The organism is Corallococcus sp. NCSPR001, from assembly GCF_017309135.1.
Taxonomy (GTDB): Bacteria; Myxococcota; Myxococcia; order Myxococcales; family Myxococcaceae; genus Corallococcus.
Genome location: NZ_JAFIMS010000002.1, coordinates 2,325,150 through 2,343,621 on the forward strand (window position 1 = coordinate 2,325,150; position 18,472 = coordinate 2,343,621).

Below are 18,472 nucleotides of genomic sequence, written 5' to 3' on the forward strand. Positions count from 1 at the left end.
CGCCGCCGCGCGGGGCTGCTTGCTGGACGGAGACCTCCATGGCCCCAAGGATTGCTGTGCTCGTCCGCTGTCTGGGATTGGCCGTGTTGTGTCTGGGGCTGTCGCTGGGCTGCACGGACCCCGGAATCTCCCCGCAGCCTCCGCCAGAGGGCGTGGTGGACGTGGCGGCCTCCACGGTGGTGGTGGACCCACCCAGGGGCGTGCTCGCGAACGGTCGGGACACGGCGGGCATCATCGTGACGGCGTTGCGCAAGACGGACGGCTCCCCGTTGTCCGGGCTCGCGGTGTCGCTGACGGTGGACGGGGAGGGCGCCTCTGTCCTGGAATCGGCGGTCATCACTGACATCAACGGCGAGGCCCGGGCGCGGATGACGTCCACGGTGCCGGGCGTGAAGACGGTGAGGGCGTCGGTGACGGATGACCTCGGCAGGAGGGTGCCGCTCACCGCGACGGCCTCGGTGGACTTCGCGGACGTCAACACCGTGAAGACGCTGGCGTTCCGCTCTGCGCTCCCGGACGGGGTGGCGGGTGTGCCGCTCCAGGGTCTGGTCGTGGAGGTGCGCAACGGCGCCGGCGCGGTGGTGACGGGCAGCACGGTGGAGGTGACGCTGGCACCAGGCGCTGGCGGCAGCTCGCCTCCGGAGGGCCTGCTGAGGGTGGCCGCGGTGAATGGCGTGGCGACCTTCCCGGACGTGGTGCTGAAGAAGGCGGGCGGGGGCTACCACTTCAGCGCGAATGCCCCAGGCTTCGAGCCCGTGGCCAGCACCGTCTTCACGGTGGCGCCGGGGGCGGTGGTGGGGGTGGGGCTGGACCGCTTCCTGGACACCGCCACCGTGGGCGTGGCGGAGGCCCAGGAGGTCACGCTGGAGGACCTCTACGGCAACGCGGCGACGAATTACACGGGCACGGTGACGCTGACGTCCACGGACGCGGCCGCGACGCTGCCCTCCCACACGTTCACCCCCGCGGACGCGGGCAGGTTCAAGTTCGAGGGCATCACCTTCCGCACGGCCGGGCCCCAGTTCCTGACCCTCGCGGACAGCGCGGGCGCCTTCTCCTTCGAGTTCAGGGTGATGGTGTCCGCCGCGGCGCTCTCGGAGCTGGCGTTCACGCAGCAGCCTTCGAACGGGACCGCGGGCTCGGCGCTCGCGGACGTGAAGGTGTCGCTGCTGGACTCGAGCGGTAACGTCGTCTCCACGGCCACCACGGCGGTGACGCTGACCCTCACCGGCCAGCCCGGCTTCCAGGCCGTGACCGTGGCGGCGGTGGACGGCGTGGCGACCTTCTCCGGCCTGCGCGTGGACACGGCGGGCACGTTCACGTTCACCGCCACGGCGGGTTCGCTGACGAAGGAGAGCCAGTCCTTCACGGTGGGCGCCGGTGCCGCGGCGAAGCTTGTGCTCGCGGCCTTCGCGGATCCGGTGGACGCAGGCGACTCGAACGACGTGGCGGTGTCCGTGACGGATGCCTTTGGCAACCGCCTCCTGGCCTACGCAGGCACGGTGCGCTTCACGTCCTCTGACGCGCAGGCGGTGCTGCCTCCGGACGTCGTCTTCGCCCCGGTGGACCAGGGCGAGAAGACGGTCTCCGGCTTCGTCTTCAAGACGGCGGGCACGCAGTCGCTCACGGCCACGGACACGGCCACCCCGGCGCTCACCGCGACGGTGAACGCGGAGGTGCGCGCCGGCACGGCCGCCTCCCTGGAGGTCATCGCGAGCGCGGGCCCCTTCGGCGCGGGCCAGTCGCTGAGCTACGAGTTGGTGGCGCGTGACGCCTGGGGCAACGTGGCGAAGGACTCCGCGTCCACGGTGGCGTTCTCCTCGTCGGATGCGCAGGCGGTGCTTCCCGGCGCGTATACGTTCACCCTGTTGGATGAGGGCAGGCACACCTTCAACGTGGAGCTGCGCACCGCCGGGGAGCAGGAGGTCTCCGTGGAGGACGTGGCGGACCCTTCACTCACGGCCTCGCACACCTATTCCATCGCTCCGGCGGCCATCGACACGCTGGTGTTCGTCTCCGCGCCCACGACGGGCTCGGTGCGGCAGGAATTGGCGGACGTGAAGGTCGCCCTGCGGGATGCGTATGGCAACACGGTCAGCGACACCCTGACGGACGTGACGCTGGCGCTCGCGGGTGGAAGCTTCTCCCTGGCCAACCCCACGCGCACGACCGTGGAGGGCGTGGCGACCTTCGCCGGGCTCGTCGTGAATGACGAAGGCACGTATCGGTTCGAAGCTGGCGCGGACACCCTGGCGGTCGCTGCGTCCGGGGACCTGATCATCACCGACGCGGTGGCCCCTGCCGTCGCGCAGGGCTTCAGCGCGACGGCAGTGTCCGGCACCAGCATCCGGTTGGACTGGCAGGCTCCCGGAGACGACGGCGTGCTGGGCATGGCCGCTCGCTACGAACTGCGCTACGCCACGTCCGCCATCACCGAGGCGACGTTCGACGTGGCCACGCTCGTGACGGGTGTGCCCGCGCCCAAGGCTCCAGGCACGGCGGAGGCCTTCACCGTCTCCGCCCTGGAGGTGGAGACGACCTACTTCTTCGCGCTGAAGACCTTCGACGGCGCGGGGAACGCCAGCGCGCTCGCCACCGCGAGCGCCAGCACCCCCAGCCCTTGCGACGGTTACGTGTGCACGCCGGAGGCTCCGAGGTGCGCGGATGATGCGAAGACACGGGAGGTGCCCACGTCGGTATGCGTGGTGCAAAACGGCCTGCCGGCCTGCGAGGACGGCGCGGTGGAGCGCCAGGTCTGCGCTGGCGTGGACGCGGTCTGCCACGCGGGCGCGTGCACCCTGGCGTCGTCGTTCGTGCGCGTGGGTGAGTTGGTCATCTCCGAGGTGATGCACTCGCCGTCCGCCGGGACGACGGAATACCTGGAGCTGACCAACACCAGCACGAAGCTGATGAACCTGAGTGGCATGCAGGTGCACTTCACGAGCAGTCAGGGGTCGTACTCGGGGTTCACGGTGCTGCATGGCAATCCGCTGTTGGTTGAACCGGGCGGACGGTTGGTGCTCGCGCAGGACGCGAACCTGGCGACCAACGGTGGGGTGCCCGCGAGCTATGCGTATGGCACGAACTTTCGCATGGACAGCACGGGCGCCGTCGACATCCGGGGGCTGTTTGGCCCACCGGGGGGGCCGCCGGTGGACTTCCTCGAGTACAGGGAAAACTTCCCGAAGACGCCCGGCCGCGCGATGAGCCTTGCGTCCAGCATCATCGGCACGGCGGCCAGCGCACGGTCACGGTCCTGGTACTGGTGTGACTCCACCGGCAGCCTGTCCGGCGGTGACCGGGGCACGCCGGGCCAGCCAAATGACGACTGCGGCATGAACGTCCAACCGCCGGTGGACTTCTGCAACATCCAGCGCCCGAAGACGTTCCCGGAGGATATCTACCCGGCCACCATCACCACCACCGCGACCTACGCCATCACCAGCACGTTCTCCGACTTCGACGTCACCACCCGGAACCCGACCGGCAATGACTTCCATCCGCGCATCGAGGCGCAGCTGGGGTACGGCACGGACGCGGCCCAGCCGGCGGGCTGGACGTGGATCCCGGCCGACTTCAACGTGAACTACGGCGTGTCCGGGGGAAGCGTGAACGACCAGATGCGAGCCTGGATGAACATCCCCACGGCCGGCACGTACCGCTATGGCTTCCGCTACCGGTTCAGGGACGCGGGCGCGCCGTGGGTGTACTGCGATCGGAACGGCATCACCGTTCCGCCCGCGGGCACCTACGGCTCGGTGACGGTCGTGGCGGACGTGAAGCCGCCGCTGACAGACCATGTCGTCATCAGCGAGTTCAGTGCGGGGAAGCCCTACGTCAGCGAGGATGAATTCATTGAGCTCTACAACCCGACGCACGCGGACGTGGACCTGTCGGGCTGGGAGGTGGGCTACATGCCCGGCGATGGGAGCAGCTACACGACCTTCGTCCTCCCAGCCGGAAGCCGGATTCGCGCCCACGGCTTCTTCCTCCTGGGCGGCGCGACCTACACGGGAACGGTCGCCGCGGACGTCGCGTACTCTGCTTTCGACGCATCGGACTTCTGGCCCGGTGGCCATATCCGCCTCCAGCGCCCGTCCGGGTCGACCTTCACCGAAGTGGACAGGCTCGGGTACGGCTCCGCCAGTCATCCCGAGGGGTCCGCCGCCCCGAACCCCTCGAGCGGAAGCCTGATCCGCAAGGCCGTATCCACCGCCATCCTCTCTGAGCAGGTGTCCCTGATTGGCAGGGATTACTGGCGGGGGAACGGTTACGACACCGACAACAACGCGGCGAACTTCTGGAACATCCCGAACCGGGAACCCCAGAACTCCGCGAGCCCACTCGAGTTCTACTGACCGCTCCCACGTGGGAGCGATTTCAGTTGATGTGCAAATCTCCGGTGCCGCTTCGCGGTGACCGGGGGATGTCTGCTAGAAAGCAATGCAACTCCGCGTGAAGCGCATGCCGCCGCGCGGGGTCTGCTCGCTGGACGGAGACATTCATGTCCCCACGGATCGCTGTGCTCGCCCGCTGTCTGGGGTTGAGCGTGCTGTGTCTGGGCCTGTCGCTGGGCTGCAAGGATTCTGGAACCCCGCCGCAGCCTCCGCCGGAGGTGGAGGGCGTGGTGGACGCCGCAGCCTCCACGGTGGTGGTGGACCGGCCCACGGGGGTGCTGGCGAACGGCAGCGACTTCGCGGTCGTCACGGTGACGGCGCTGCGCAAGGCGGACGGCTCGCGGTTGTCCGGGCGCACGGTGTCGCTGACGTTGGAGGGGGAGGGCGCCTCCGTCCTGGAGTCCGCGCTCGTCACCAACATCCAGGGTGAGGCCCAGGCGCACGTGTCGTCCACGGTGCCGGGCGTGAAGACGGTGAAGGCGTCCGTGAAGGACGACACGGGCAAGATGGTGCCGCTCACCGCGACGGCCACGGTGGACTTCGCGGACGTCGACACCGTGAGGGTGCTGGCGTTCCGCTCGGCGCTGCCGGAGGCCGTGGCGGGCGAGCCGCTCAAGCTCCTGGCGGTGGAGGTGCGCAACGGCGCCGGCGAGGTGGCGACGGACAGCACGGCGGAGGTGACGCTGTCGCTGGGCTCCGGCGGCATCGTGTTCCCGGAGGGCCAGCTGACGGTGGCGGCGGTGAACGGCGTCGCGACCTTCCCGGACGTGGTGCTGAAGAAGGCGGGCGGGGGCTACCACTTCATCGCGAACGCGCAGGGCTTCGAGCCCGTGGCCAGCACCGTCTTCACGGTGGCGCCGGGGGCGGTGGTGGGGGTGGGGCTGGACCGCTTCCTGGACACCGCCACCGTGGGCGTGGCGGAGGCCCAGGAGGTCACGCTGGAGGACCTCTACGGCAACGCGGCGACGAATTACACGGGCACGGTGACGCTGACGTCCACGGACGCGGCCGCGACGCTGCCCTCCCACACGTTCACCGCCGCAGACGCGGGCAGGTTCAAGTTCGAGGGCATCACCTTCCGCACGGCCGGGCCCCAGTTCCTGACCCTCGCGGACAGCGCGGGCGCCTTCTCCTTCGAGTTCAGGGTGATGGTGTCCGCCGCGGCGCCCTCGGAGCTGGCGTTCACGCAGCAGCCTTCGAACGGGACCGCGGGCTCGGCGCTCGCGGACGTGAAGGTGTCGCTGCTGGACTCGAGCGGTAACGTCGTCTCCACGGCCACCACGGCGGTGACGCTGACCCTCACCGGCCAGCCCGGCTTCCAGGCCGTGACCGTGGCGGCGGTGGACGGCGTGGCGACCTTCTCCGGCCTGCGCGTGGACACGGCGGGCACGTTCACGTTCACCGCCACGGCGGGTTCGCTGACGAAGGAGAGCCAGTCCTTCACGGTGGGCGCCGGTGCCGCGGCGAAGCTCGTGCTCGCGGCCTTCGCGGATCCGGTGGACGCAGGCGACTCGAACGACGTGACCGTGTCCGTGACGGATGCCTTTGGCAACCGCATCCAGGGCTACACCGGCACGGTGCGCTTCACGTCCTCGGACGCGCAGGCGGTGCTCCCCGCGGATGCCGCGTTCGTCCCGGCGGACCAGGGCGAGAAGACCGTCTCCGGCCTCGTGTTCAAGACGGCGGGCACGCAGTCGCTCACGGCCACGGACACGGCCACCCCGGCGCTCACCGCGACGGTGAACGCGGAGGTGCGCGCCGGCACGGCCGCCTCCCTGGAGGTCATCGCGAGCGCGGGCCCCTTCGGCGCGGGCCAGTCACTGAGCTACGAGTTGGTGGCGCATGACGCCTGGGGCAACGTGGCGAAGGACTACGCCTCCACGGTGACCTTCACTTCTTCAGCTGCGCAGGCGGTGCTGCCCGGCGCGTATACGTTCACCCTGCTGGACGAGGGCCGGCACACCTTCAACGTGGAGCTGCGCACCGTCGGGGACCAGTCCGTCACCGCGGTGGACGTGGTGGAGCCGTCGCTCACGGCCTCGCACACCTACACCATCATTCCCGCCTCCGCGGCCCACCTGTCCTTCGCCTCCGCGCCCACGACGGGCTCGGTGCGGCAGGCGCTGGTGGACATCGAGGTCGCGGTGCAGGACGCATACGGCAACGCCGTCACGGACGCGTCGGTGGATGTGCAGCTGTCGCTGGTGGGGGGCACCTTCGCCCAGGGCATCCCCACGCGTACCCCCGTGGGGGGCGTGGCCGTCTTCGGTGAGCTCAGCGTCAATGACGAAGGCACCTACCAGTTCCAGGCGAGCGCGGACGGCCTCCAGGCCATCACTTCCGCAAACCTGATCATCTCCGACAAGGAGGCGCCGGCCGCCGCGACGGGCTTCAGCGCGACCGCGGTGGACGGTGCGCGCATCCGGCTGGACTGGCAGGCGCCGGGAGATGACGGCGTGCTGGGCACGGCCGCTCTCTACGAGCTGCGCTACGCCACGACCCCCCTCGACGACGGCTCCTTCGGCGGGGCCACGCTCGTGACGGGCGTGGGCGCGCCGAAGACGGCGGGTGCGGCGGAGTCCTTCACCGTCACCGGCCTGACGGAAGGGACGACGTACTACTTCGCGCTGAAGACGGTCGATGGCGCGGACAACGCGAGCGCGCTGGCCACCGCGAGCGCCGCCACCACCAACCCTTGCGAAGGCTACGTGTGCACGCCGCCCGCGCCCGAGTGCGCGGAGGACGGTTACTCGCGGGAGGTCCACGCGTCGGTGTGCGTGGTGCAGGACGGCGCGCCGGCCTGCGTGGCCGGCGACTCGACGCTGGAGGTCTGCACCGGCGCGGACGCGGTCTGCTACGCGGGCGCGTGCACCAGCGCGCCGCACCCGGGCGCGGGCGAGCTGGTCATCTCGGAGGTGATGCACTCGCCCTCCGCGGGCACCACCGAGTACCTGGAGCTGACCAACACCACGTCGCACCTGCTGGACGCGCAGGGCCTGACGGTGACCCTGGTGGACAGCGCGGGGACGCCGACGACCTTCACGGCGAGCCACCTCCCCATGCTGCTGGTGCCCCCTGGGGGGCGGACCGTGCTCGCGCAGAACGCGAACTACGCGAGCAACGGTGGTGTGGGGGCGAACGTCTTCTACGGCACCGACAAGTTCATGGACAGCACCGGCTCCATCACGCTCAAGCAGGGCTCGGTGACGGTGGACAGCCTCACGTACACGAGCGCGTTCCCCCAGACGACGGGCCGGGCCATGAGCCTCGCGTCCAGCATCATCGGGACGAAGGGCAGCGGCCACGCCTGGTACTGGTGTGACTCCACTGGCAGCCTGGAGGGCGGGGACCGGGGCACGCCGGGCAACGCCAACGACGACTGCGGCCTGAACGTGGAGAAGCCGCTGAACTACTGCGCCATCCAGTACCCGAAGACGTTCCCGTCGCCGGATGGCGTCTACCCGGCGACCATCAACCCCAACGTCGCCTACGACATCTTCAGCCAGTTCTACAGCTACGACGTCACGCAGCGGAACACGAAGGGCAACGACTTCTACCCGCTCATCGAGGCGCAGCTGGGCTACGGCACGGACGCCGCCAACCCGGCGGGCTGGACGTGGACGGCGGCGGACTTCAACGCGGGCTTCACCACGCCGAACTCCAACAACGACGAGATGAAGGGTGTCCTCCAGATTCCCACGGCCGGCACGTACAGCTACGGCTTCCGTTACCGGTTCAAGGGCGAGCCGTGGGTGTACTGCGACCAGTCCGGCAAGGTGGATCCGCCCGCGGGCACCTGGGGCACGGTGCAGGTGGTGGTGAAGGCGCCGCTGACGAACCACGTGCTCATCAGCGAGTTCAGCGGCGGCAACGGCTCGAGCACGGCCGCGACGGACGAGTTCATTGAACTCTACAACCCGACGAACTCGGACGTGGACCTGTCCAACTGGCAGGTGAGCTACAAGTCCGCCACCGGGACCACCTGGGGCTCCTCCGTCACCATCCCCTCCGGGAAGGTCATCCGCGCCCACGGCTACTTCCTCCTGGGCGGGGCGAACTACAGCGGCACTGCCACCAAGGACGTCGGCTACACCTTCGACGCCTCGGCCTCCACGACCGCCGGTGGCAACGTCCGCGTCCAGCGCCCCGTGAGCGGGCCCGGGGGCACGACGTACGCGGACGTGGACCTGCTGGGATGGGGCACCGGGAATTCCCCCGAGGGCACCGCGGCCCCTTCGCACCCGGCGGTGGGCGGAAGCCTGGAGCGCAAGGCCGTGTCTACCTCCACCTCCACCACCATGAGCACGACCGGCACGGACGCCCTTCGTGGCAATGGGCAGGACACGGACAACAACGGCCAGGACTTCGTGACCCGCGCCGTCCGGCAGCCGCAGAGCTCCCAGAGCCCGCTCGAGTTCTACTGACGCCTCCGTCTCACCCTTGAGCAGTCCCAGGGAGGCCGCCTCCGGCACGCACGCCGGGGCGGCCTTCCGCCGTTGGGGCACCGCCCGCCCGTCCGCCGCCCGACGGACGGGGCGGGGCAGGGCGTCCACTGCCCGGCAACCGCTCATGACGGGCCACTCGGATGCTGCCAGGGAGGACGGCGCGCATTAGCTTTGAGCCCTTTCCCGCACACCCACGGCTTGAGAGGAGCCCATCCCGTGTCCGAGCCCCTGGTCCCCGACGCCGCCCGCCACGTCACCTGCCCGCCCGAGGAGTTCCGCCGCGCGAGCGAGGAGGCCCTGTCCAAGGCCCGCGACGGCATCGCGCGACTGAAGACGCTGCCCGCCTCCACGCCCCCCAGGGAGGTCCTGGAGCTGTTCGACGAGTCCTCCGCCGCGCTGGATGACGCCGCCGCGCGCGCCAGCGTCGTGCGCCACACGCACCCGGAGGCCGCCCTGCGCGAGGCCGCGGAGGCCTCCGAGCAGGCCATCGAGAACCTGGCCAACGACATCCGCATGGACCGGGGCGTCTATGACGTCCTGTCGCGCGTGGACCTGTCCCAGGAGGACGCCGCCACGCGCAAGTGGATGGAGAAGGTGCTGCGCGACTTCCGCCGCGCCGGCGTGGACCGCGACGACGCCACCCGCGCCAGGGTGAAGGCGCTCCAGGAGGAGCTGGTCCGCATTGGCCAGGAGTTCAGCCGCAACATCAGCCAGGACACCCGCAAGGTGTCGCTGCCCCCGTCCGCGCTGGACGGCCTGCCGGAGGACTACGTGCGCGCGCACGCCCCCGGCGAGGACGGCCAGGTGCGCATCTCCACGGACTACCCGGACCTGGTGCCCTTCCTCACCTACGCGCGTGACGGCAAGGCCCGCGAGGAGCTCTGGCGCGCCAACCGCCAGCGCGGCTACCCCGCCAACGTGAACGTGCTCCAGAGCCTGGTGCAGAAGCGCCATGAGCTGGCCACGCTCCTGGGCTACCCGCACTGGGCCGCCTACGCCACCGAGGACAAGATGGTGCGCACCGCGGACGCCGCGGGCACCTTCATCCGGAAGATCGCGGACGCGTCGGAAGAGCGCATGAAGCGCGACTACGCGGTGCTCCTGGAGCGCAAGCGCAAGGACGACCCGGCCGCCGACAAGGTGAACCCGTGGGACTCCGGCTACCTGGATGACCGCGTGAAGGCGGAGCAGTACGCTTTCGACTCGCAGACGGTGCGCCCGTACTTCGAATACACGCGCGTGAAGCAGGGCGTGCTGGACCTCACCGCGCGCCTCTTCGGCGTCACCTACCGCCCGGTGAAGGACGTGCCCGTGTGGCACCCGGACGTGGAGGCCTACGACGTCTATGAAGGCACCACGCTCAAGGGCCGCTTCTTCCTGGACATGCACCCGCGCGCGGACAAGTACAAGCACGCGGCCCAGTTCACGCTGACGAGCGGCAAGTCCGGCCGGCGGCTCCCGGAAGGCGCGCTCATCTGCAACTTCCCCAAGCCCGGCACGGAGCCCGCGCTCATGCAGCACGGCGACGTGGAGACCTTCTTCCACGAGTTCGGCCACCTGCTGCACCACATCTTCGGCGGCCACACGAAGTGGGCGGGCCTGTCCGGCGTGCGCACGGAGTGGGACTTCGTGGAGGCCCCGTCGCAGATGCTGGAGGAGTGGGCGCGCGACGTGACGTGCCTGCAGACCTTCGCGAAGCACTACCAGACGGGAGAGGCGCTGCCCGCGGAGCTGGTGGAGCGCATGCTCGCCGCGGACGAGTTCGGCAAGGGGCTCTTCGTGCGCCAGCAGATGTTCTACGCGGCGCTCAGCCTGGAGCTCTACCGGCGCGACCCGAAGGGCCTGGACGCCACCGCGCTCGTGCGCGAGCTGCAGGGCCAGTACATCCCCTTCCCGTACCTGGAGGGCACGTACTTCCACCTCACCTTCGGGCACCTGGATGGGTACTCGTCCAACTACTACACGTACATGTGGTCGTTGGTCATCGCGAAGGACCTCTTCACGGTGTTCCAGAAGAAGGGCCTGCTCAACCCGGAGCCCGCGCAGGACTACCGCCGCGCGGTGCTGGAGCCGGGCGGCTCCGACGACGCCGCCCGCCTCGTGCATCACTTCCTCGGCCGCGACTACGACTTCCGCGCGTACGAGGCGTGGCTCAACAAGGCCGCGTGAGTGACAACCTGGGGGCCCCGGTCATGCCACCGGGGCCGCCCGTGGCCTCACGTCACTCCACGTTCGTCTGCTGCACGCGCCAGATCTCCTCCGCGTACTGCTTGATGGTGCGGTCGGAGGAGAAGATGCCCGCGCGGGCGACGTTGATGATGCACTTCTTCGTCCAGGACTCGGTGTCCTTGTAGGCGCGCGCCACGTCCTCCTGCTTCGCCGCGTAGGACGCGAAGTCCGCCAGCACCAGGTAGCGGTCCTCGTTGAGCAGGCTGTCCACCAGCGGCTGGAAGAGGTTGCGGTCCTCCGGCGAGAAGAAGCCGGAGCGGATGAGGTCCAACGCCTCGCGCAGCTCCGTGTTGGACTCGTACACCTCGCGCGGCCGGTAGCCGGCCTTCTTGCGCGCGATGACCTCATCCGCCGTGAGGCCGAAGAGGAAGAAGTTCTCGTCGCCCACCGCGTCGCGGATCTCCACGTTGGCGCCGTCCAGCGTGCCCAGCGTCAGCGCGCCGTTGAGCATCAGCTTCATGTTGCCCGTGCCGGAGGCCTCCCAGCCCGCCGTCGAGATCTGCTCGGACACGTCCGCCGCGGGGATGATGCGCTCCGCCAGGCTCACCCGGTAGTTGGGCAGGAACACCACCTGCAACCCCGTGGCGCCCGCATCGCTGTTCACCACCTCCGCGATGCCGTTGATGAGCCGGATGGTCAGCTTCGCCAGGTGGTAGCCCGGGGCCGCCTTCGCGCCGAAGAGGAACGCGCGCGGCGCGATGACGCTGGACGGGTCGCGCCGCGCCTTCATCCAGAGCGCCACGATGTGGACGGCGTCCAGGAGCTGCCGCTTGTACTCGTGCAGGCGCTTGATCTGCACGTCAAAGATGGCGTCCGGATTGAGCTGCACCCAGCGCAAATCCCTCACGTGCTGGGCCAGCTCCTCCTTGTTGGCGCGCTTCACCTCGCGGAAGGCCTTGCGGAACTCCGGGTCCTCCGCGTGCGGCTCCAGCTTCTGGAGCAGGTCCAGGTCCGTGGCCCAGCCCTCACCGATGCGGCTCGTAATCAACTTGGACAGGCGCGGGTTGCACCACGCCAGCCACCGGCGCGGCGTCACGCCGTTGGTCTTGTTGTTGAAGCGCTCCGGGTACATCTGCGCGAAGTCCGGGAGCACGTCGCGGCGCAGCAGGTCCGTGTGCAGCGCGGCCACGCCGTTGATGCTGTGGCTGCCCACCACGGCCAGGTGGGCCATGCGGATCTTCTTCTCCGGGCCCTCCTCCACCAGGCTCATCCGCTGCTGCTTCTCCACGTCGAACGGGTAGCGGATCTGCACCTGGCGCATGAAGCGCTGGTTGATCTCGAAGATGATTTCGAGGTGGCGGGGCAGGAGCCGCTCGAACAGCGACACCGGCCAGCGCTCCATGGCCTCCGCCAGCAGCGTGTGGTTGGTGTAGCCGAACGTCTCCTGGGTGATGGACCAGGCCTCGTCCCAGAGCAGGCGCTTCTCGTCCACCAGCACGCGCATCAGCTCCGCCACGCCAATGGCCGGGTGCGTGTCATTGAGCTGGATGGCGCACTTGCGGGAGAAGTCCCGGAAGTCGTTGTGGTTCTTCAGGTAGCGCCGGACGATGTCCGCGATGGAGCACGCCACGAAGAAGTACTGCTGCTTGAGCCGCAGCTCCTTGCCGGCCTGGAACGCGTCGTTGGGGTAGAGGACCTTGGAGATGACCTCCGAGTCGTTCTTCTCCACCACCGAGCGCTCGTAGTCACCGGCGTTGAACAGGAGCAGGTCGAACTCCGCGCTCGCGCGCGCCTGCCACAGCCGCAGCGTGTTGACGGTGTTGTTGCCGTAGCCCGCGATGGGTGTGTCGTACGGCACGCCAATCACAGTCTTGCCGCCCACCCAGCGCGCCACCGGCCGGCCATCCGGACCCTGGTGGTGCTCCACGCGCCCGAAGAAGCGCACCGGCACCGCCTTCTCCGGCCGGACGATCTCCCACGGGTTGCCGAACTTCAGCCACTCGTCCGCGCGCTCCACCTGGTGTCCCTCCACCAGGTCCTGGGAGAAGATGCCGAACTCGTAGCGGATGCCGTAGCCCATGCCCGGGTAGCCCAGGGTGGCCAGCGAATCCAGGAAGCACGCCGCCAGCCGGCCCAGACCGCCGTTGCCCAGGCCCGCGTCCGGCTCCATCTCCAGCAGCTGGCTCAGGTCCACGCCGACTTCCTGCATGGCGGCGGCGGCGGCCTCGTACATGTTGAGGTTGAGCAGGTTGTTGCCCAGCGCGCGGCCCAGCAGGTACTCCGCGGACAGGTAATAGGCGCGCTTGACGTCCTGCTCGTAGTAGGTGCGCGCCGTCTTCACCCAGCGGTCCGTGAGGCGGTCGCGCACGGCCAGCGACAGCGCCATGAAGCGGTCGTGCGGAGTGGCCGTCTCCGGGTTCTTGCCGCGCGAATAGCGCACGTGTTCGAAGAAGCCGCGACGGACGCTGGCCGCGTCGAGCCCGGTGCGTCCGCTGTCTTCGGGGGTTCCCGAGGCGGAGGGCGGGGGCGATGCGGGGCGCGCGGAGGCGGGAGGAGCCATAAGTCGGTCGTCTCGAGGGTCGCGAAGGGGTTGATGGACTGCGCAAGCGCCCGCGCTTTTGACGCGGGACGCCCATGGCGGAAGGGTACCGTGTCACGCCAGCCCAGGGCAGGGGAAACCCACGTCCCCCACCCGGGGTCGGCCGCTTCCCCCGCCAGGGAGGGAAGGTGCCCGAGGACCCGCCGTGACGCGGCGCGGCCCCAGGGAATGGCAGACATCCGCGTCGCCTTCGTGAGAGGGGCGGAAACGCGCAAAACTGGAGTACAACGCTTGCGAATGTCCCTCCCCCTGGATGATCTGGAAGAGCGCATTGCCCTCACCCGGCCAGGGGACACCGTGCGAGGGTTGAGCTTCGCGGCGGTGCTGCGGCTCGTGCACCAGCGGCTGGGGCGTGACGCGGCGGAGCGCCTGCGCGCGCCGCTCATGCAGCGCAGCCCCGTGGACTTCTTCTCCTACCCGGCGGTGGACTTCCTGCGGCTGCTCGCCTTCGCGTCGGAGGCGCTCCAGCCGGAGTTCGGCACGCGTGACGCGGCCCTGCGGGCGTGCGGGGAGGCCATCGTCGGGACGTTCTTCGAGTCCACGGTGGGGCAGACGCTCCTGCGCCTCACCTCCGGCGGCGGGGACCCCAAGCGCCTCTACGGCAACGCGCCCGCGTCGTACTCCACCGCGGTGAGCTACGGGCAGCGCGAGTACCAGGCCCTGGGTGACAAGCGCGTGCGGCTCTTCTTCAAGGGCGACCTGCTGCCCGTGGCGGTCCACGAGGGCATCCTCGCGGGCCCCCTCACCGCGCTGCACCGCGAGGGCAGCGTGCGGGGCACCGAGCGGGGCCTGGGCGACTCCGAGTTCGTCATTGAATGGACCTGACGGTCCGGAGTGGACCCGGGAAAAGCGACGGGCCCCGCTCCACCGTGAAGGGGAGGGGGCCCGGGGGCTTTCAACGCGAAGGCGTCTACTTCGTGGCGGTGGGCGGCGGGCCCGCCTGGCCGGCGACGGCGGCCACGGACACGGCGTCAATCTGCTGGGCCATCTCGTGCGCCTTGGCGAGGAAGTCCGCCGTCAGCTCCTTGGGCAGCGGATCCGCGCGGGGGAACTTCTGGGTGAGCGGGTTGGCGTAGGTGCCGTTGCGCTTCAGGCCGAAGTGCAGGTGCGGGCCGGTAGAGCGGCCGGTGTTGCCGGAGTAGGCAATCACCTGCTTCTGCCGCACGCGCTGGCCGGTGCGCACGCCGTCGCCAAAGCGCGACAGGTGCATGTACTGCGTCTCCATGCCGTTGGCGTGGCGCAGCACCACCATGTTGCCCGCGGCGCCCGCGTTGCCCGCGGACACGACGGTGCCGTCCGCCACGGCCCACACCGGGGTGCCAATGGGCGTGCCGTAGTCCACGCCGTTGTGGTTCTTCACGTACTGGAGCACCGGGTGGAAGCGCGACCCGAAGCTGCTGGTGACGTGCGCGTACTTCAGCGGGCTCTTGAGGAACGTCTTCTTCGCGCTGGCGCCGTCCTCCTGGAAGAAGTTGGCCTCGCCGTTGGGCAGCACGTAGCGGAACACGCGCTTGTTGCCCACCAGGCCGCCCTCGTACGTGGCCGCCAGCACCTCGCCGTAGCGCAGCACGCGGCCCTTGGAGACGAACTTCTCCACCAGGGCCTTCGCCTTGTCGCCCTTGCGCACGTCCCGGTAGAAGTCGATGTCCCACGCGAACACGTCCGATAGCACCAGGCCGATGGACGGGTCCTCACCGGCCGCCAGCGTCGCCTCGTACAGGGACGAGTTGATCTCCAGCGACACCAGCGACACCTGCTTCTCCACCTCGATGGAGCGCTTGCTGCCGACGTACTTCTCTCCGTCGCGGCGGACCTGCCACTCGTCCACGGTGCTCTGGCGGTAGTCGAAGAAGTCCAGCTCGCCGTTCTTCATCACCAGCCGGAACTGGTCGCCCACGCGCGACTTGCGGAAGTCGAACACGCCCTCCAGCGCGGAGATGACCGCCGTCACCTGCTCGTCGGGCAGCTGCGCGTCGTGCAGCGCACCCGCCAGCGTCTGGCGCGGCTCGATGCGGCGGTTCTTGATTTCGAACTGGGTGGCGGCTTCGGACGTCGAAGCCACCCCGAGGGCGGCGAGGCAGAGGAGGGAAGCGGTCTTCATGGGGGGCGATACAGGAGTGTAGAGGACTGTTGGTCCTCCGCCCAAATCCTGACCGCACTTCCCAAGCCCGCCTGCCTGCTTGGGGCTTCCGGTCTTACAGCTCCACTTTCTTTTCCGAGTGGTGCTGCCCGTCGTAGCGCAGCAGGGCCCCCTTGCCGTCGTAGCGGGTGATGATGTTCACCGGCCGGCGCCAGAGGGACTGGAGGTTGCGCAGCGTCTCCCGCGCGTAGTCGCCCTTCAGGTCCTGCCCGTCGTGCTTGTGCGCGAGCAAGAGCTCCGAGCGGTTCTCGTAGTTGCCGTCCACCACCTCGATGATGGGCTGCCCGAAGTTGGTGAGCGACGTGAGCAGCTTGTTCTTCACCTTGCGGAACTCGCGGTCGAGGATCTCCCACGAGTTGCGTTTGTCGTTGAAGCCGTAGACGAAGAGCTTCTGCTGCTGGGCGAACTCGGCGGTGAGGAACGTGTCGATGAAGGTGATGTCGTTGTAGTGCTTGCGCACCTCGAAGATCTTCTCGCGCCCCGCGCCCAGCTTCTTGTCCCAGGCCTGGCGCGCGCGAAGGTCATCGCACTCGTCCCACTCCTTGCCGAACTTGCCCTTGTTCCACCGGTCTTCAATGTCCCGCCACAGCTCGATGCCCAGCTTGTACGGGTTGATGGCGCCGGGGCGCACGCCCATGGTGCCGGAGTGGTGGTCCGCGTAGTCGATGATCTCATCGTCCCGCAGCGCCCGGCGGGTCATGATGGTGGAGTGCCAGTAGCTGGCCCACCCCTCGTTCATGATCTTCGTCTGGCCCTGTGGCGCGAAGTAGTACGCCTCGTCGCGCAGGATGGAGAGGATGTCCACCTCCCAGGGCTCCAGCGGCGCGTGCTCCAGGAGGAAGTACAGCACGTCGCGCTGAGGGCGCTCCGGGAAGCGCTTGCGCTGCTGCTTCTCGTCCTCGGCGCGCTTGCGCTGGGAGTCCATGAACTCCGAAGGGTTGATGAAGCCGCGCATGTACTCGCGGTTCACCTTGAAGCCCTCCACGCGCTCGTTGGACTTGGCTTCCTCTTCCGCGCGCTGCGGGTCCGGGTTGCGCCGGATGTGCGGCGCGTGCTGGTCGATGAGGTTCTCCAGCGACAGCGTCCGGTCGATGAAGTCCTCCACCTTCTCCACGCCAATCTTGTCCACCCACCGCCGGACGCGGGTGGCGTGGTTGGCCATGTCGTCAATCATCCGGCGGTTGGTGTGTCGGAAGGAGAAGTTGTTCTTGAAGAAGTCGCAGTGACCGTAGACGTGGGCCATCACCAGCTTCTGGTCCACCTCCGGGTTGCTCTCCATCAAGTAGGCGTAGCAGGGGTCGTTGTTGATGACGAGCTCGTAGATTTTCGAAAGCCCGTACTCGTACCCCTTCGCCAGTTGCTCGTACTCCATGCCCCAGCGCCAGTGGGGATAGCGGGTGGGGAAGCCGCCGTAGGCGGCCACCATGTTCATCTCGTCGTAGGACACCATCTCGAAGACGGTGTCGAAGAAATCCAGGCCGAACTCCTTGGCGTAGCCGTGGATTTCATCCCGCAGCGCTGCGAGTCGCGGTGTGAGGCTCTTGGGCATGGGGCGGTGGCTCCGGTGGGGGATGAGACAGAAGCGCCTTTGTCAGCGCCCCTTGCCGAGGAAGTCCTTGATGGAGGCGTAGATGGCGTCCTTGTCCGCGATCTCGCTCAGCGCGACGTTGTTCGTGTCACCCACGGCTTCGCGCAGGTCCTTGATGAACTGCCCGCTGCCGTAGGGGGACTCCACCTGCCCGTAGGCGAACTGGTTCACCTGCGGGAGGATGTCGTTGCGGAGCATCTCGATGCACTGGCGCGTGTCGTCCGCGCTCCAGTTGTCCCCGTCGCTGAAGTGGAACGGGTAGATGTTCCACGCGCTCTTCGGGTAGTCCGCCTGGATGATGTCCCGGCACAGCTTGTACGCGCTGGAGATCATCGTCCCGCCGGACTCGCGGGTGTGGAAGAACGTGTCGCGGTCCACTTCGCGGGCCACCGCGTCGTGGATGATGTAGCGCGACTCCAAGCCCTTGTACTGGTGCTTGAGCCACGTATCGAGCCAGAAGCTCTCGATGCGGACGATCTCCTTCTGCTCGTCCCCCATCGAGCCGGACACGTCCATCATGTAGATGATGACCGCGTTCGTCTCCGGCAGCTCCTGCAGCTTGTAGCTGCGGTAGCGCCGGTCCTCGCGCGTGGGGATGATGACCGGCATCTTCGGGTCGTAGGTGCCGGTGGCGATCTGCCGCTTCAGGGCCTGCTTGAAGGTGCGCTTGAAGTGGCGCAGGGACTCCGGGCCCGTGGTGTTCACGCCCGTGTACTTCACCTTCTGCGTGACGATGCGCTCGTTCTGCCGCCGTTCAATCCGCGGCAGCTGGAGCTCTTCGCCCAATATCTGCGCCAGCTCCTCCAGCGTGACGTCCACCTCCAGGGCGTGGTCGCCTTCGCCCTGGCCGGCCTGATGCCCGTCCCCGGGCTCCACCGCCCCGGGGCCGAGCTGCTGGCCTACGTCACCGTCACCCTGTCCGACGCCGCCCTGCTCCTTGTGGCCGTACTTGAAGCGCGGGATGTCGATGAAGGGGATGGGGATGCTGATGGCATCCTTGCCCTTCTTTCCCAGCATCTCGCCCTTCTGCACGTACTTGCGCAGGTTGGCTTTGATCTTCCCGCGGACGATCTGTTTGAAGCGGGAGTGGTCCTGGTGGATCTTCAAGGTCACGGTGTCACGTCCCTCTTGGAG

At 68.6% G+C, this 18,472-nt stretch carries 8 protein-coding genes; 4 read left to right on the plus strand and 4 right to left on the minus strand.

Translation table 11 applies throughout. The features are described 5' to 3' along the window. Positions 1-38: 38 nt before the first annotated feature. The 3 genes from JYJ93_RS11660 (at position 39) to JYJ93_RS11670 (ending at position 11,011) form a co-directional block, all read left to right on the plus strand. The gene (locus tag JYJ93_RS11660) at positions 39-4,358 is read left to right on the plus strand and encodes a lamin tail domain-containing protein (protein ID WP_206789642.1); all 4,320 of its coding nucleotides are present in this window, start codon (positions 39-41) and stop codon (positions 4,356-4,358) included. 146 nt (positions 4,359-4,504) lie between these two features. Further along, positions 4,505-8,821 (plus strand): lamin tail domain-containing protein, encoded by a 4,317-nt coding sequence (locus tag JYJ93_RS11665; protein WP_206789652.1) that lies wholly within the window; start codon positions 4,505-4,507, stop codon positions 8,819-8,821. A 237-nt stretch (positions 8,822-9,058) separates the two neighbouring features. Then, a complete protein-coding gene (locus tag JYJ93_RS11670) occupies positions 9,059-11,011 on the plus strand; it encodes a M3 family metallopeptidase (RefSeq protein ID WP_206789654.1) in 1,953 nt (650 codons plus the stop codon). Positions 11,012-11,063: 52 nt separating this feature from the next. Here the strand turns inward: JYJ93_RS11670 and JYJ93_RS11675 are convergent, their stop codons facing one another. Next, a complete protein-coding gene (locus JYJ93_RS11675; protein WP_206789656.1) occupies positions 11,064-13,571 on the minus strand; it encodes a glycogen/starch/alpha-glucan phosphorylase in 2,508 nt (835 codons plus the stop codon). Positions 13,572-13,847: 276 nt separating this feature from the next. Between JYJ93_RS11675 and JYJ93_RS11680 the strand changes: the two genes are divergently transcribed. Beyond that, positions 13,848-14,435, plus strand: a complete 588-nt coding sequence (locus tag JYJ93_RS11680; RefSeq protein WP_206800252.1) for a DUF2378 family protein — start codon at positions 13,848-13,850, stop codon at positions 14,433-14,435. A gap of 85 nt (positions 14,436-14,520) precedes the next feature. Here the strand turns inward: JYJ93_RS11680 and JYJ93_RS11685 are convergent, their stop codons facing one another. The 3 genes from JYJ93_RS11685 to JYJ93_RS11695 form a co-directional block, all read right to left on the minus strand. Then, positions 14,521-15,711, minus strand: coding sequence for a peptidoglycan DD-metalloendopeptidase family protein (locus tag JYJ93_RS11685; protein WP_206789658.1), 1,191 nt, complete (start codon positions 15,709-15,711; stop codon positions 14,521-14,523). A gap of 94 nt (positions 15,712-15,805) precedes the next feature. Further along, positions 15,806-17,299, minus strand: coding sequence for a SpoVR family protein (locus JYJ93_RS11690; RefSeq protein WP_120575834.1), 1,494 nt, complete (start codon positions 17,297-17,299; stop codon positions 15,806-15,808). A gap of 42 nt (positions 17,300-17,341) precedes the next feature. Continuing rightward, entirely contained in the window at positions 17,342-18,451 is a 1,110-nt protein-coding gene (locus tag JYJ93_RS11695; RefSeq protein WP_120549429.1) for a DUF444 family protein, read from the minus strand. Positions 18,452-18,472 lie beyond the last annotated feature (21 nt).

What these genes read in the sequence shown, in the direction of transcription:
- JYJ93_RS11690 (WP_120575834.1), bottom strand. Translation starts at nt 17,299, where the DNA reads ATGCCCAAGAGCCTCACACCGCGACTCGCAGCGCTGCGGGATGAAATC.
- JYJ93_RS11680 (WP_206800252.1), top strand. Translation starts at nt 13,848, where the DNA reads ATGTCCCTCCCCCTGGATGATCTGGAAGAGCGCATTGCCCTCACCCGG.
- JYJ93_RS11685 (WP_206789658.1), bottom strand. Translation starts at nt 15,711, where the DNA reads ATGAAGACCGCTTCCCTCCTCTGCCTCGCCGCCCTCGGGGTGGCTTCG.
- JYJ93_RS11660 (WP_206789642.1), top strand. Translation starts at nt 39, where the DNA reads ATGGCCCCAAGGATTGCTGTGCTCGTCCGCTGTCTGGGATTGGCCGTG.
- JYJ93_RS11675 (WP_206789656.1), bottom strand. Translation starts at nt 13,571, where the DNA reads ATGGCTCCTCCCGCCTCCGCGCGCCCCGCATCGCCCCCGCCCTCCGCC.
- JYJ93_RS11665 (WP_206789652.1), top strand. Translation starts at nt 4,505, where the DNA reads ATGTCCCCACGGATCGCTGTGCTCGCCCGCTGTCTGGGGTTGAGCGTG.